Below are 13,768 nucleotides of genomic sequence, written 5' to 3'. Positions count from 1 at the left end.
CCAACGCCGATTTTGGCCAGCCGTTGTCGACTAGAAGGCACATCATGGGGACTTTTCTGCCGCCGTTTGTTTGGCCTCAAGGGCGTCCAGAAGCCGCACCATTGAAAGGAAGTTCCAGAACATCCATTCGAGGTACTCCTCGCGTTCTTCGCTGAATTGTTTCCCTACGCTGTGGCGGATGTGGTACCTGTTAGCGATATTGAAGATGTCCTCTAGATCTCCCTTAGTCGTCTTCCCCTCCAGATACTTTCTTTTGGGCTCCAGTCTTTTGTAGAGGAGGGCCAAGGCCGCTCGCTTGTCAATGTTGTTAGCGTCGCGGGCGCGAAACATCCGTATTGCGTGCGCAACCTCGTCAGCGGGCCTTCCAACCCGGTTCTCAACCTCCTGAGTCAGCAGGGCATCCTGCTCTCGGCTGAATGAATGGATAAGGCGCCCTCGCTCCGCCCCAACGGAGCCCAACCTCAATGGTGCTTTGTGATAACTGAGTAAGGCGTTGACACGCCAGCGGTAAACCGCACCGCCTGACTCACGGTTGAAGTCGGAATAGTCGTAGCCGCAGTCATTCCAGTTGTGCCACTCGGCCGCTCTTGGTCGCTGCGCACGGTCGTTGAAGTACTCGACTAATGAGTAGACAGTCATTTCAGGCAACATTTTGGCTGCCGCTGAGGTAAGAGGCCATTCAACTACCTGCTTCGTTGCTCGACGGAGTTCCCGCGAGACGTCGATTGGCTCCGTCCAACGGTCCTCGCACACCTTGGGCAGGATTTTTGGGAAGTAGCCCTCCGTGGACATCGTGTTCAGAAGCTCGATGAAGTCCTCTGCGAAAGTGAAACGGCTGTCTGGCTCGATGTCGATATGCCCGCCAGAGTGGCGCTCTGCAAAGTACACCGGCGGCTGGTAGGCCGCCAGTCTGGCTTCGTCTGTAAGAAGGGCCTGAAGCCAGAGCCGCACGGGATGTGCCGTCGGAGCCGGCATGCCCCATGTTGTGGCCGCCGTCTGACTTGAAATCTTTGCTTCGAACGCCTCGGCCACTCCCTCGTCTTCAAAGGCTTCCCTGAGCAGATGTTTAGTCCACGGAAGGAGGTCAGCATCCGAAGCTGTTGTAAGGATGCGCGAGGCCTCCCATGCGAACAGGGGACGTGGCCACGACAGGCTGTAAACGGGATCATTCACGGAAATAAGCCTAGTCGTTGGATCTGACACGTTGCCGTTCAAAGCGGGGACGACCACACCTCGCCTATCTTCACCTTCCCGAAAGGTGGCGGGGCCGAAGTTGCTGTCGGTGAATCAAGCACTTTGAGGATCACGCGCCACTGACGCGGGTGGGCGGGCTATTTTGTCGTAGCTTGCTGGCAGAGTGTTTCCATGGAAGCGATCGAACACCTCACCACGCGGCATGGCGCTGCGCCCGGTGGCCGGTTCGCTGTGTCCCATAGGGTGCGCGAGCCGCGGATGGTGGGTGCGGATCGTCAAGCTCCGGGGCTGCGCCGGCTCGCGCTCCTGGATCCGCACGAGGACCGTGCCGGCGATCGCGGTGGTCCGCAGCGGGTTCTGGCGAGTTCTCTTGCGGCGTTGCGGTCACTGGCGCGGACGGCAGTCGACGACGTCGGGTCGCTGGGGTTGCAGGACTCCGCTGCGTTTGCCTCGGGCGTGGAGGAGCTGTCCCGCACCTTGGATTATTTGCAGGTCGTCGCCGCGGGGCAGCTGAACCGGGTGCGGCAGCAGGAGCCGGCCAGCACGACGGGCTGGATGACAGGCTGGGAAGCCGAGGGCCTGGCGGGCGGTTCCAAAGCTGATGCTGGCAACCCCGGAGCGGATGCTGAGGCAGCCGGTACCTGTACCGACGTCGAGGACGGCGGCCTCGGTGGGCGGGCCGCCCACACCGGGTTTCGGGAGTTCAGGAACACCGGTGAGCACTTGCGCTCGCTACTGCGGATCAGCGCTGCCGAAGCCCGCCGCCGCCTTGCCCTCGCGGAGAATCTGCTTCCCGGCCGCTCGCTGACGGGCCAAACGATACAGCCGAGATACGGAGAAGTGGCCGCAGCCTTCGCCTCCGGGAGCATCGCCTCCCGCCCGGCCACCACCATCACTATGGCCCTGGAACGCGTCCGGCCCCTGTGCAGCCCCGAAGTGGCCGTGGACATCGAACACGCGCTGACTACGACAGCAGGCGAGAACGATGCCGACTTCCTGGCTAGGATCGCCCGACGCTGGACCGAAGCCATCGATCAGGATGGTACCGAGCCACGCGAAGAAGCGCTGCGCCACCTCCAGGGCGCCTTCCTCCGGCGACCCAGACACGGTCTGCAGCATCTGGAGATCTTCGCCACCCAGGACCAATACGAACACCTGCTCACGGTCATGAACACGGCCACCAATCCCCGGACTCGCACAGCCCAGGAGTCCGGACTCGGGGACAACCAGGCGGACGTGGGCGGCGAGAGCGAGCTGACGAACGGGCTGGCAAACGATCCGCCAGGTGGTTCACGCGATGATGCCGCGTCCCTGGACCGCCGCACCAGGGCGCAGAAGCTCCTGGACGGGTTGCTGGGCGCCTGCAAGATTGCCCTCGCCACAGGGGCATTGCCCGCGGCCGGAGGCCAGCGCCCCCAGATCATGGCCACCATCGACTACCGGGACCTTCTGGCGTCACTTAAAGAAACCGGGCACTCGCAGTCGCAACCAGGCACGGGGAACTTTACGTTCACCGGGCCGGTCCCGGCGGCCACGTTGCGGAAGATCGCCTGCGACGCCGACATCATCCCGGTCGTCCTTGGCGGGGAAGGCCAGGTGCTGGACATCGGCCGGGCCTCCCGGATCTTCCCGGCCCACATCCGCAAAGCGATCACCGCCAGGGACAAAGGCTGCGCGTTTCCTTCGTGCACGATGCCGGCCCCGTGGTGCGAAGCCCACCACATCACGTACTGGTCCCACGGCGGATCCACCAGCACCGACAATGGCGTCTTACTCTGCAGCCACCACCACCATCTGATCCACAAGGAAGAATGGCACACCCAAGTCCAAGCAGGCGTGCCCTGGTTCATCCCGCCTCCCCACTTCGACCCACGTCAACAACCACGCAAGAACCACTACTTCCAGGTGTGACCAAGTTCGGTCGTTGTTGCCTCCGGCTGAGGTTGCCTCGTCAGGTGGCCGGGTCGTACCGGAACTGCCGGACCTCTTGCGCGCAGCGGCAGGCGACGGCGATCTTCGCGGCCCACTCGAGTGCAGCCTCCCGCGAAGGGAGCTCGAGAACGGTGTAGCCGCCGTTGGGCACCTTGTGGCCTGGGTACGTGCCCTCGGTGACTGTGCCGTCTCCGGCCACGAGCACCGGGTCTACGTCCTCATCGATCCCGCCGGCGAACACGTACACCCCCGCAGCCTTGGCCCCGTCAATGACAGCATGCGATGCTTCGACCACCGCCTCGAAGTCCTCCTCGGGGAACACCATGGCCTCACCGGGGAACGAGATCAGGTACCTGGTCATTTGAGGACTCCTCTGCTCCGGCCGCCTATCCTCTGCGGCACCGCTCTGTTGCCAGCCAATTATGGTTCCGGCGCCCCACATGTGGTCAAGGTAGAGTGTCGCGACCGACCCGCAGCACCTGCTGGTGCAGCGCTGCCCTCGAAGGAGGATCAGCCATGGATCACTTCGACATGATTGCGTTCGGCGCGGTTAACTAGGGGGCATGGGGGATCTGATAAAAGACGGTGATCGCACACTCAAAGTTGACGGCTTGGTCAACGGACGCGACCTTGGTGGTCTACGGCGCGAAGATGGGACGGTCACTCCAAGGGGCGTCTTCTTCCGGAGCGAGAACGTCGATTGGATCACTGGGAACGGATGGCAACAGATCCATGATGCCGGGATCCGCACGGTGGTCGACCTCCGTCAGCAAACGGAACGCAAGAAAGATACCCAGGAACGGCCCAGCTGGCTCACCACGATCCACGTTGACCTTGATGGCTTGGAAGACAAAGAGTTCTGGGCTGACTAGTGGGACAACGGTCTAGTGGGCACAGCGCTCTACTTCCTCCCGCACCTTGCAGCCATGCCCGAACGGGCCGGCGCCGCTATATCCGCTGTGGTCAACGCCCCGGCAGGAGGGGTCCTCATCTATTGCATGGGAGGCAGGGACAGGACGGGCTTACTTGCCATGGCTCTGCTTCGTGCAATTGGCACCGACCCCGAGTGCATCGTCGACGATTATCTGGAAACCGTCAGGTTGGGTGATCTGCGGGCGGCGAGCAGCAACCGAAACAACGCTGAACCCATGCTCGAGGAACTGTGCCGGAAACACGGCACTTCAACCGAAGACGCGTTCCGGGATGCCTTGGCAAAATTCGATCTCAAAGCCTTCCTCCACGCCGCGGAGCTCACCGACGAGGACCGGGAGCGCCTCTTCACGTGGCGCGGCGGGATCACACCCGCAAACCCGGCGGAATAGGGTGGGAATCATGGAAACCGCGGCAATCAAAGTCCGGGAAGCGACCGCCGAAGACACGTTGACGCTGTGGGCGGCTTGCTTTGACGCAGCGAATTGGCGCGGGAGTGACCGGTTCACGCGCGAACAGGTCATGAACGACCCGGAATTTTCGCACTACGTCGAAGGCTGGCCCCGTCCGGGGGACTTCGGTGTTGTCGCCGTGACCGGGAACGGAGATGGAATTGGCGCCGCATGGTGCCGTACCTTCGCCGCCGACGACGCCGGGTACGGCTTCGTGGCGACGGACATACCGGAACTAACTATCGGCGTCGTGCCCGGCCTTCGCGGAGCAGGTACCGGTACAGCGCTCATGACTGGACTCATCGCCCTAGGACGCTCCCGCGGACTGCGAGGTATCAGCCTCAGCGTCGAGGACGGCAATCGCGCCCGGGATCTATACGAGCGGCTCGGGTTCGTTCGGGTCGGCCGGAACGGCGGCTCGGACACCCTGCTGCTGCAACTGTAAGAAGACGCCTAAATTCCCTATGCCGCGACCCCCTGGAAGTGCTTTTCAATAATCCCCTTGATGTCCCCGTGGCACCCGCCACACCCAGTCCCCGCACGGGTCGCCTTGGAAACCTCCGGTACGGAGGAGCAGCCATCCAGCACGGCTTCCTCGATGCTCGCACCGCTGACGCCTGCGCAGCGGCACACCGTGCGCTGGGGGTCGGTGTTGGCACCGGCGGAATCCAGCTGGTCGGGGCCGTCCAGGCGGAGCAGGAGCGAACGGTCGGCCGGCAGTTCGGATCCGCGTTCGAACAGCATCACGAGCTCTGCGGCCGTGCGCGGCATGCCCACGGTCACGAGGCCTTCGAGCGCGCCGCCCCGCGTGGTCATCTTGACGTAGCGGCCGTGTTCCGGATCAGCCCATTGCGCAACCTGGCGCCGCGGCCTGCCGTCGGCAACCCCAGCGCAGAGGAGCTCGTCATCCCACGGCTCGGCGCTATTGTCGCCAGCAACCGCAAGATTGATGCCACGTGCCTTCAAGACCACGACGCCGGGCTTCTCCTGCGGCAGCGGTGCCAAGGTGTCGGCAGCGTCCTGGCCGCCCTCGGCTAGAAGGATCAGGTACTCGGCAAGCCACTCGGCCTGGCGCCAGCCCGGACCTACCAGGCCGGAAGGGCCCAGCGCGGTGCGGCACTCAAGGCATTCGGCGTCGGCACAACGGACTTCGGCACAGTCGCCGATCGCGAACATGTGCGGCTCGTGGTATGTGCGCAGGTGGTGATCGACGAGGATGCCAGTGGCCGCGGGCAGTCCGCAACCTTCGGCCAATTCGATCCGCGGACGGACACCACAGGAGAGGACCAAGAGGTCGCCCTCGATTCTCGACCCGTCGTTGAGCACCAGGGCGGAGAACATGCCGTCGGGGCCGTTGTGCTCGACGGCCGTGGAACGGGCGTTGCCCACCATGGTGATCCCGCTGTTGCGCAGGCTCGCCGCGAGAACGGCGCCGCCGCCGCGGTCGATATTGCGGCCCAGCGGGAAGGAACCGTTGTGCACCACCGTGGTCAGGGCGCCTTCTTCCGCAGCGGCGAGGGCCGTTTCAAGGCCCAGCACGCCGCCGCCGAGGACGATCACGCGCTTACCGGCAATCACGGCGTCGCGCAGTTGTGCGGCATCACGGAGATCCCGGAGGGCCGTCACGCCTAACGGGAGCACCGGGTGCGAAGGATCAGGGTTGACACCGGTGAGGTTGGGAATGACGGGCCGCGAGCCCGTGGCGAACACCAGGCGATCGTAGCCTGGAGTGGTTCCGTCCGAGAGGACCACCTGCTGGCGGGCGCGGTCGATGCGTTTGACCGTGACCCCCAGCCGGACCTCGACGCCGTCGGCCACCAAATCGGTGGCGTCCGCCATCGCGAGTGCCTCTGCAGTGGTCCGGCCTACGCCGAGTTCCGCCACCATGACGCGGTTGTACGCGGCTTCGGCCTCCTGCCCCACGACGAGCAGCTGGACAAGGCCGCTGCGCACGGCGGGCAACAAGTCGTCCACCAGCCTGGCCGCGACCGGCCCGAATCCGACCACCACAATTCGCTCGCTCACGATGCCTCCTTGACGTGCATTGACAAGCCGGCCGCCACTGGGACAGCCAACGCCGGTTCGACCTCTGGTAGTGCCGCCTTCCGGACCCAGACCGTGCTGGCCTTGAACTCCGGCATGCCGGAAATAGGATCCGTGACCGCCTCAGTGAGCCGGTTGGCGCTGCCCAGCCCAGGGAAATGGAAAGGAAGGAAGACGGTGTCCGTGCGGATGGAGTTGCTGAGCTCCACCCTGCACAGGACCTCTCCGCGCTCGTTGGAGACCCGGACAAAGTCGCCGTCGGAGATGTCCCTGACCACCGCCGTCGCCGGGTGCATCTGCAGGACGGCCTCCGGCTGGGCGGCCGCGAGTTCGGCCACACGGCGGGTCTGGGCGCCCGACTGGTAGTGCTCCAGCAGTCGTCCGGTGACGAGGGTCAGCGGATCAGGATCGGAGCCGACGACGGCGGAGCGCCGGGACCGCTTCCGGGGTGCCACCGGGACCATCACCGCGCGTCCGCCGGCGTGCGCGAAGCTGTCGAGGAAGAGTCGCGGCGTTCCCGAGCTGCCGGTGGGATAGGGCCAGTAGGCGGCTTCTCCGCGATCCAGCATGGCGTAGTCGATCCCGGAGTAGTCGGCCAAGCCCCCTGCAGAGGCGAGCCGGAGTTCCTCGAACACGGTCTCCGGATCGTCGCTGAACGTTGACGGAGCATCGAGGGATTCGGCGAGCCGGGCCATGAGCCACAATTCGCTGCGGACGCCCGGGGGAGGGGTGAGGGCCTTCCGACGGCGGAGGACCCGGCCCTCGAGGTTGGTCAAGGTGCCTTCTTCCTCGGCCCACTGCGTGACGGGGAGGACGAGGTCGGCCTCAAGCGCAGTCTCGGACATGAAGAAATCGCAGACCACCAGGAAGTCCAGGCTGCGCAAGCCCTCGATCACGGCGCTGGCGTCCGGGGCGGATACCGCAACATTGGCGCCATGCACGAAAAGGCAACGGACGCCGTCGGGCTGTCCCAAAGACTTCAACAGTTCCACGGCTGGCAGCCCGGGGCCGGGGATGAGCGACTCGTCCACACCCCACACTTTGGCAACGTGGGCGCGGGCGGCGGGATCGGTGATCTTGCGGTACCCGGGGAGCTGGTCGGCTTTCTGGCCGTGCTCGCGGCCCCCCTGGCCATTGCCTTGGCCGGTCAGCGTGCCGTAGCCGCTGCGGGAGGAGCCCGGCAGGCCGAGGAGAAGGCTGAGGTTGATCGCGGCAGTGGCGGTGTCCGTGCCGTCGACGTGCTGCTCGACTCCGCGGCCGGTCAAGATGTAGCTGCCGCCGCGCCGGGCGCCGTCGGCGAGGCGGCGTGCGGTCTCGCGGATGAGCGTGGCGGGCACGCCGGTGATCGACTGGACGCGCTCCGGCCAGAAAGTTGCGAGGCTGCGGACGATCGCCGGGTACCCGGTGGTGCGGCTTTGGAGGTATTCGGTGTCGGTGAGGCCTTCGTGGACCACTACGTGGGAGATACCCAACAGCAGGGCGAGGTCCGTACCGGGGGTCGGCTGCAAATGGATGCCGCCGCCGTCGCCGGTGAATGCGGCCGTCGCGGAACGGCGGGGATCGGCTACGATCAGCCCGCCGGAATCACGCGCGCCCTGCAGGTGCTGGACGAACGGAGGCATGGTCTCGGCAACATTGGAGCCGAGAAGGAAGATGACGCTTGCCGAATCAAGGTCCTCCACGGGGAACGGGAGGCCGCGGTCCACGCCGAACGCGCGGTTTCCGGCTGCCGCAGCGGAGGACATGCAGAAGCGTCCGTTGTAGTCGATGCGCGAGGTTCCCAGCGCCAGGCGGGCGAACTTGCCCAACTGGTAGGCCTTCTCATTGGTGAGTCCGCCGCCGCCGAACACGCCAACGGCGTCCGCTCCATACTGTTCGCGGGTCTGTTTGACGGCTGCCGTGACAAGCATGAGCGCTTCGTCCCAGGTGACCGGCCGGTGGACGCCGTCGGACCCTTTGAGCATGGGTTCCGTGACTCGTCCCGTGTGGTTCAACAACGACGCCGATGTCCAGCCCTTGCGGCACAGCCCGCCCCGGTTGGTGGGGAAGTCGCGGCCGGACACTTCCAGTAGTGGAAGTGCCTTTGCCGCGGGAGCGGGGTCTGACCCCGGCTGCGCCGAGGGCGCGGCCGGGGTCAGGGTCATGGCGCACTGCAGCGCACAATACGGGCAGTGGGTGTTGGCGCCATTGGGCATATTAGATGTGTCCCATCGCTTTGCCGTTGACCTTGCGGAGGTAGCAGGCCCAGCAGACGACCAGCATCAGCACGTAGGCGCCGACGAAGCCATAGAACGCGGGAGTGTAGGAGCCGGAAGCACTGGATGCGTTGAGCACCTGGGGGATGACGAATCCGCCGTAGGCGCCGATCGCCGAGATCAGGCCGAGGGAGGACGAAGCCAGGCGTGCCGTGCTGGCGCTGCTGGCCCCGGAACGCGCGGCCCGGCTGGAGGTGGCGAAGATGACCGGAATCATGCGGTAGGTAGCGCCGTTTCCAAAGCCGCTTGCCGTGAAGAGGAATAGGAACAGGACCAGGAAGAGCCAGAAGTTCTTCAGCGGAAGGGTCCAGATCATGGTCAGGGTGATGATCGCCATCGCTGCGAACGCCGTGACGGTCATCCGGGCCCCGCCCATGCGGTCAGCCATTCGTCCACCGTAGGGGCGGGCCAGCGAGCCGACCAGCGGGCCGAGGAAGGCAAGCGAGAGAGCCACTGCGCCGAGGTGCATGGAGGAGAAAGCCGGGAAGTAGTCTTTGATGAGCTTGGGGAAAACGCCGGAGAAGCCGATGAACGAGCCGAACGTGCCGATGTAGAGGAAAGCCATGATCCACAGGTGCGGTTCCTTCAACGCGGCGATGGAGCCTGCCACGTCACCTTTGGCGCTGGTGAGGTTGTTCATGTACTTCCAGGCGCCGAATGCGGCGACAAGGATCAGCGGGATCCAGACGAGTCCGGCCATGGGCAGGTTGACGGTGCCGGCGGCCAGGAGGGTGACGGCGATCGGGACAACGAGCTGCGCGACGGCGGCACCGAGGTTTCCGCCCGCGGCGTTCAGGCCGAGTGCCCAGCCCTTTTCACGGGCAGGGTAGAAGAAGGTGATGTTTGCCATCGAGCTGGCGAAGTTGCCGCCGCCGAAGCCTGCGAGTCCCGCTACCAACAGCATGACTCCGAAGGGGGTCGAGGGGTTGGAGACGCAAAGAGCGAGGCCGGCTGTCGGGATCAGCAGCAGGAGGGCCGAGACGATGGTCCAGTTGCGGCCACCGAACTTCGGGACCATGAAGGTGTAGGGGATGCGCAGCGTGGCACCGACCAGGCTGGGGATCGAGATGAGCCAGAAGATCTGGTTCGTGTCGAACTTGAAGCCAGCCACCGGGAGCTGGACGACGACGATCGACCAGAGCTGCCAGACGACGAAGCCCAGGAATTCGGCGAAGATGGACCAGTAGAGGTTGCGCTTGGCGATGGAACGGCCGGCAACTTCCCACTGCTCCTTGTTCTCTGCATCCCAGTTGGCAATCCAGCGGCCAGGGCGGTGTTCGAGTTCGGGGACGAGGGCGGTGGGCGCCTGCTCGTTGGTGAGGATTTCGGTGCTTCGGTCAACTGTCACGGAGTGCCTCCTTTGTGGGGACGTTGTACTTCCACGTTAGGGAAGGCTCGTTTCGCGGACCGTCGCGGTTTGTAAACGTGCTGTGACATTTGCCTATCGGAGGGGGTCACCACTGCGTGAGATGGCGGTGAGGTTGTTGTGGCGTAGACCACAGAGTGAGATTTTCCAAAGTGTCCGCATATTGGACTTGATTGTCCATTTGTTGGATGCCAGGAACTATTATTGAACTCTCAGATAATCTTTGCCGGCAGGCTCAGGAACGCCGGGCCGGCGTTAACGAAAGCAACCGCTACATGTCTTCCATCGCTGAATCCAAGGAAAGCGAGTCAGTCAAGCCGGCCAACTCGCGGGGACGGGTGATCTTCGCCAGCCTCATCGGAACGTCCATCGAGTTCTACGATTTCTATGTCTATGCCACGGCCGCCGTGCTCGTTTTTCCCAAACTGTTCTTCCCGACGGCTGACGAGACTACTCAGCTGCTGAGCTCCTTCGCGGTGTTCGGTGTCGCCTTCGTCGCGCGGCCACTTGGCTCCATAATTTTCGGCCACTTCGGTGACAAGTTCGGTCGCAAGGGAACACTGGTTGCCTCCCTCCTGACCATGGGTATTGCCACGTTCCTGATCGGTTGCCTCCCCACCGCCCAAGTCCCGGGCTGGACCTTCCTGGCCCCCACATTGCTGGTTGTCCTGCGCTTCGCCCAGGGCCTGGCCCTCGGCGGTGAGTGGAGCGGTGCCGCGCTGCTCGCAACCGAGAACGCGCCGGCCAACAAACGCGCCATCTTCGGAACTTTTCCGCAGATGGGTGCTCCGATCGGCTTCATCCTGGCCAACATCATCTTCCTGGTCTTCAGCTACACCTTGACTCCCGAGGCCTTCGCCGCCTGGGGTTGGCGCGTGCCGTTCCTGCTCAGCGCCGTCATGGTAATCCTCGGCCTCTACGTGCGCCTCAGGCTCATTGAAACTCCCGCATTCACCAAGGTGCTGGAGTCGAACGAAGTGGCCAAGCTGCCCATCGGACGTGTTTTCAAGAAAAGCTGGCGCCCGCTGATCCTCGGTACCTTCATCATGCTGGCGACGTATGTCCTGTTCTACCTGATGACCACGTTCACGCTGACCTACGGCACCAAGCCCACCTTGGCGGGCGCTCAAGCCGCTGCGGTGAAGGCCGGAAAGCCCATGACCGATGCGGCCGTCGCGGCGTTCGTCCCGGGCTTGGGTTTCAGCCGGAACGATTTCCTTTGGATGCTGATTGCCGGCGTCGTCTTCTTCGGCATTTTCACCCTGGTGGCCGGTCCGCTGGCCGAAAAATACGGCCGCCGCAAGATGCTCCTTGCTGTGACGGCCTGCATCCTGGTGTTCGGCTTGCTGTTCGTGCCTCTGTTTAGCGGCGGCTTTGTGGGGACCATGGGGTTGCTGATCATCGGATTCACACTGATGGGCCTCACCTTCGGACCGATGGGCGCCTTGCTCCCGGAACTGTTCCCGACGAACGTCCGCTACACCGGATCCGCAGTCAGCTACAACATGTCCAGCATTCTCGGCGCAGCAGTGGCCCCGTTCATCGCAGTTTGGCTTTGGGAATCGGCCAAGGGCAGCACGTTCCTGGTGGGCGTCTACCTCAGCGCCATGGCAGTGCTGACGCTCGTGGCCTTGTTCCTGTCCAAGGAAACCAAGGACACGGACTACGCGAACAACGTGGCCTGACCCTGTCTTAACTGACTCGCGTTAAATGGCTCCGGCCCCGCACTAATGGTGCGGGGCCGGAGCCATTTAAGCCGTTACTTAGTCTTCGATCGTCGCGATGACGGCGCCTGCAGAGACGGTTTCGCCTGCCTTTGCCACCAACCCGTGGATGGTGCCGGCCTTGTGGGCGGTAAGGGGCTGCTCCATCTTCATGGCTTCGAGCACCACGATCAGATCGCCTTCGGCAACCACATCGCCGGCAGCCACTGCTACCTTGACGATCGTTCCCTGCATCGGCGAGGTAAGGGCGTTGCCGCCCGCCACAGCGGCCGTGGCTCCCGCGGAACGGGAACGCTTCTTGATCTTCGCGCCTTTGGCGCCCGTGCTGGCAACCGAGGAGACGGAGCCCAGCGTCGCCGGAAGGACAACTTCCAGCCGCTTGCCGCCAACCTCGACGACGACGCGCTGGCGCTCACCGGCGTCGGCGGCTTCTGTTCCGCCTCCAGTGGGCGTCCATGCGGGGATGTCGTTGACGAACTCGGTCTCGATCCAGCGCGTGTGCACCTTAAACGGGCCTTCGGCCGGAGCGAACGCAGGATCGGTTACCACCGCGAGGTCGAAGGGGATGACGGTGGGGATGCCTTCAACCACCATTTCCTCGAGGGCTCGGCGGGAACGCTGCAGGGCCTGTTCGCGGCTGGCGCCTGTGACGATCAGCTTTGACAGCATGGAATCGAAGTTTCCGCTGATGACGTCGCCCTGTTCGACGCCGGAGTCGATGCGGATGCCCGGACCCGTCGGGTTCTTAAGGGTGCTAATGGTTCCCGGTGCAGGCATGAAGTTACGGCCCGGGTCTTCGCCGGTGATCCGGAATTCGAAGGAGTGGCCGCGGACCACAGGATCGCCATAGCCGAGCTTTTCGCCGCGGGCGATGCGGAACTGCTCACGAACCAAGTCGATGCCCGTGACTTCCTCGGAAACACAGTGCTCCACCTGAAGGCGGGTGTTGACTTCGAGGAACGAGATGATGCCGTCCTGGCCCACCAGGAACTCGCAGGTTCCCGCGCCAAGGTAGCCGGCTTCTTTCAGGATGGCCTTGGAGGACTCGTACAGGCGCTCGTTCTGCTCGGCACTCAGGAACGGTGCCGGAGCCTCTTCAACGAGTTTCTGGTTGCGGCGCTGGAGGGAGCAGTCGCGGGTGGAGACCACCACAACGTTTCCGTAGGCGTCGGCCAGGCACTGGGTCTCGACGTGGCGGGGGGAGTCAAGGAAGCGTTCAATGAAGCACTCGCCGCGGCCGAAGGCGGCAATGGCCTCGCGCACTGCGGACTCGAAAAGCTCAGGGATTTCCTCGATGGTCCGGGCAACCTTGATCCCGCGACCGCCACCACCGTAGGCAGCCTTGATGGCGATCGGAAGGCCGAACTCCTTGGCGAAGGCCAGGATCTCGTCAGCGGATTCCACCGGGTCGGCAGTACCGGGGACCAGGGGAGCGCCAACCTTTTCGGCGATGTGGCGCGCCTGTACTTTGTCGCCGAGCGCAGAGATGGCCTCCGGAGACGGGCCGATCCAGGTGATGCCGGCGTCGATGACCCTGGTGGCGAACTCCGCGTTCTCGGCGAGGAAGCCATAGCCGGGGTGGATGGCGTCCGCACCGGACTGCTTGGCGACCTCGATCAACTTGTCCATCACGAGGTACGACTCAGCAGCCGTGTTGCCGCCCAGCGCGTACGCCTCATCTGCCAGCCGGACGTGCAGGGCGTCGCGATCTGGGTCTGCGTAGACGGCCACGGAGGCGATGCCTTCGTCCCGGGCTGCGCGGATAATGCGGACCGCGATTTCGCCTCGGTTGGCAATCAAGACCTTGGTGAGAGGGCTGGAAATGGGCTGCGCCGGATTAGCTGACAAGTTGACTCCTTCTGTCCTTCAGGG

General features: G+C 64.1%; 9 protein-coding genes and 1 pseudogene. 4 read left to right on the top strand and 6 right to left on the bottom strand.

What is annotated here, in order from left to right:
- Positions 1–42: 42 nt before the first annotated feature.
- Positions 43–1,230 (bottom strand): hypothetical protein, encoded by a 1,188-nt coding sequence (locus tag OW521_RS05510; RefSeq protein ID WP_268023611.1) that lies wholly within the window; start codon positions 1,228–1,230, stop codon positions 43–45.
- A gap of 135 nt (positions 1,231–1,365) precedes the next feature.
- Here OW521_RS05510 and OW521_RS05505 point away from each other — a divergent pair, with 135 nt between their 5' ends.
- Positions 1,366–3,105, top strand: coding sequence for an HNH endonuclease signature motif containing protein (locus OW521_RS05505; RefSeq protein WP_268023610.1), 1,740 nt, complete (start codon positions 1,366–1,368; stop codon positions 3,103–3,105).
- Between the two features lie 40 nt (positions 3,106–3,145).
- Here the strand turns inward: OW521_RS05505 and OW521_RS05500 are convergent, their stop codons facing one another.
- Positions 3,146–3,487: a YciI family protein gene (locus OW521_RS05500; protein ID WP_268023609.1), complete on the bottom strand. Its 342-nt coding sequence runs from the start codon at positions 3,485–3,487 to the stop codon at positions 3,146–3,148.
- A gap of 202 nt (positions 3,488–3,689) precedes the next feature.
- Here OW521_RS05500 and OW521_RS05495 point away from each other — a divergent pair.
- Both OW521_RS05495 and OW521_RS05490 read left to right on the top strand, forming a co-directional pair.
- Positions 3,690–4,448, top strand: a pseudogene (locus tag OW521_RS05495) (tyrosine-protein phosphatase).
- A 10-nt stretch (positions 4,449–4,458) separates the two neighbouring features.
- Complete coding sequence (locus OW521_RS05490; RefSeq protein ID WP_268023606.1) at positions 4,459–4,953, top strand: GNAT family N-acetyltransferase; 495 nt, start codon at positions 4,459–4,461, stop codon at positions 4,951–4,953.
- A gap of 17 nt (positions 4,954–4,970) precedes the next feature.
- On the opposite strand, the gene OW521_RS05485 is transcribed toward OW521_RS05490, so the two are convergent.
- Genes OW521_RS05485 through OW521_RS05475 form a run of 3 tightly spaced genes read right to left on the bottom strand, consistent with a single transcriptional unit; the run spans position 4,971 to position 10,154 of the window.
- The gene (locus OW521_RS05485) at positions 4,971–6,533 is read right to left on the bottom strand and encodes an FAD-dependent oxidoreductase (RefSeq protein WP_268023604.1); all 1,563 of its coding nucleotides are present in this window, start codon (positions 6,531–6,533) and stop codon (positions 4,971–4,973) included.
- Positions 6,530–8,746 (bottom strand): molybdopterin oxidoreductase family protein, encoded by a 2,217-nt coding sequence (locus OW521_RS05480; RefSeq protein ID WP_268023602.1) that lies wholly within the window; start codon positions 8,744–8,746, stop codon positions 6,530–6,532. Before OW521_RS05480 ends, OW521_RS05485 begins: the two co-directional genes overlap by 4 nt.
- Position 8,747: 1 nt before the next feature.
- A complete protein-coding gene (locus tag OW521_RS05475; RefSeq protein ID WP_442781216.1) occupies positions 8,748–10,154 on the bottom strand; it encodes an MFS transporter in 1,407 nt (468 codons plus the stop codon).
- 293 nt (positions 10,155–10,447) lie between these two features.
- On the opposite strand from OW521_RS05475, the gene OW521_RS05470 reads away from it, so the two are divergent.
- Positions 10,448–11,857, top strand: coding sequence for an MFS transporter (locus tag OW521_RS05470; RefSeq protein ID WP_268023600.1), 1,410 nt, complete (start codon positions 10,448–10,450; stop codon positions 11,855–11,857).
- A gap of 78 nt (positions 11,858–11,935) precedes the next feature.
- Here OW521_RS05470 and OW521_RS05465 read toward each other — a convergent pair whose 3' ends face one another.
- Positions 11,936–13,744, bottom strand: a complete 1,809-nt coding sequence (locus OW521_RS05465; protein ID WP_268023598.1) for an acetyl/propionyl/methylcrotonyl-CoA carboxylase subunit alpha — start codon at positions 13,742–13,744, stop codon at positions 11,936–11,938.
- Positions 13,745–13,768 lie beyond the last annotated feature (24 nt).

Source organism: Arthrobacter sp. MMS18-M83, from assembly GCF_026683955.1.
In the GTDB taxonomy this organism is placed as follows: Bacteria; Actinomycetota; Actinomycetes; order Actinomycetales; family Micrococcaceae; genus Arthrobacter.
Note: the sequence above shows the minus strand (reverse complement) of the source record. Positions and strands in the feature narration are given on the sequence as shown.